Below are 1,534 nucleotides of genomic sequence, written 5' to 3'. Positions count from 1 at the left end.
CGGGGCTCCGTCGTCGGTCTTCCTGTCGTCCTCGTCGCTGCCTGGTGTCGCCCGCGGTCCCGTCAGGAGGTGGGTGAGGGCGAAGCCCGCGCCGACGACCGCGGCTCCGCCGACCGCGTCGAGGACCCAGTGGTTGCCGGTCGCGACGATCGCCGCGACCGTGAACGTCGGGTGCAGCAGTCCGAGGGCCTTCATCCACCACCGGGGCGCGACGAGGGCGATGGTGAGCCCGCACCACAGGGACCAGCCGAAGTGCAGCGAGGGCATCGCCGCGTACTGGTTGGTCAGCTCGGTCAGGGTGCCGTAGTCCGGCTTGGAGAAGTCCTGCACGCCGTGGATGGTGTCGATGATGCCGAGGCCCGGCATCAGCCGGGGCGGGGCCAGCGGGTAGAAGAAGAACCCGACGAGCGCGAGGACCGTGGTGAAGCCGATGGCGGTACGGGCCCAGCGGTAGTCGGCGGGCCGGCGCCAGTACAGCACGCCCAGGACGGTCAGCGGCACCACGAAGTGGAACGACGTGTAGTAGAAATCGAAGAAGTCCCGCAGCCAGCCGATCTGCACCACCGCGTGGTTGACCCCGTGCTCGATGTCGAGGAACAGGGCCTTCTCCACCGCCAGGATCTCGCGGGCGTGGTCCTCGGCGACGGCCCGGCTGCCGGCCGCCTCCAGCCGGGTGCGCTGGTAGGCGGCGTACGTGACACGGATCAGCAGCAGTTCCAGCAGCAGGTTGGGCCGGGTGGCGACCCGGCGCAACAGCGGCGCCCAGGCGAAGCGGCTCTGCGCCTTCGGGGCGTACACGGTGGCGATCGGATGCCGGTAGTACTGCGAGGTACGGGACAGGAACGGCACCACCAGCGCCGAGGCGAGCGCGGCCAGCAGGACCACGTTGTCCCGCACCGGATACAGCACCCCGATGTTCGGCACCATCATCTTCGCGGGCAGCGTCATCACCAGGACCACGGCCACCGGCCACACATACCGCGAGGAGGCCGTCTTGCCGACCCGGCCGACCACCGCCAGCAGCACCCACAACAGCTGGTGCTTCCACGACGTCGGCGACACCGCCACCACGACACAGCCCGTGATCGCGACAGCGAGCAGCAACTGCCCGTCGCGCGCGTAGCCGACCGCGCGGCGCATCCCGAACACCGCCACGCCCACGGCCAGTACGAGGAAGACCGCGATCTCCAGCGGGCCTGCGAGCCCGAACCGCAGCAGCGCCCCGTGCAGCGACTGGTTGGCCAGATCGTCCGCCCGGCCACCGAGCCCCACACCCGCCAGATGGTGCACCCAGTACGCGTACGAGTCGTGCGGCATCACAGCCCAGGCCAGCGCGGTGGCCCCGGCGAACGTGACACCGGTGCCCACGGCCGCCCGCCGGCGGCCGGTGAACCACAACAGCGGCACGAACAGCAGCACCGCCGGCTGGAACGCGGCAGCCACCCCTATGAACACACCACTGGCACGCTCACCACGGACCGCGAAACAGCCCACGAGGACCAGCAGAACGGGAATGATGCTGGTCTGGCCCAGG

Annotated in this window: 1 protein-coding gene; it reads right to left on the bottom strand. The window is 70.3% G+C overall.

Translation table 11 applies throughout. The annotated features are described in order from the left end of the window. Window positions 1-1,534, bottom strand: a 1,534-nt coding sequence (locus tag AOK23_RS39335; protein ID WP_055717237.1) for a bifunctional glycosyltransferase 87/phosphatase PAP2 family protein, incomplete at both ends; no start/stop codon positions are given.

The sequence above is a fragment of the Streptomyces torulosus genome (assembly GCF_001419765.1).
Lineage (GTDB): Bacteria > Actinomycetota > Actinomycetes > Streptomycetales > Streptomycetaceae > Streptomyces > Streptomyces torulosus.
Note: the sequence above shows the minus strand (reverse complement) of the source record. Positions and strands in the feature narration are given on the sequence as shown.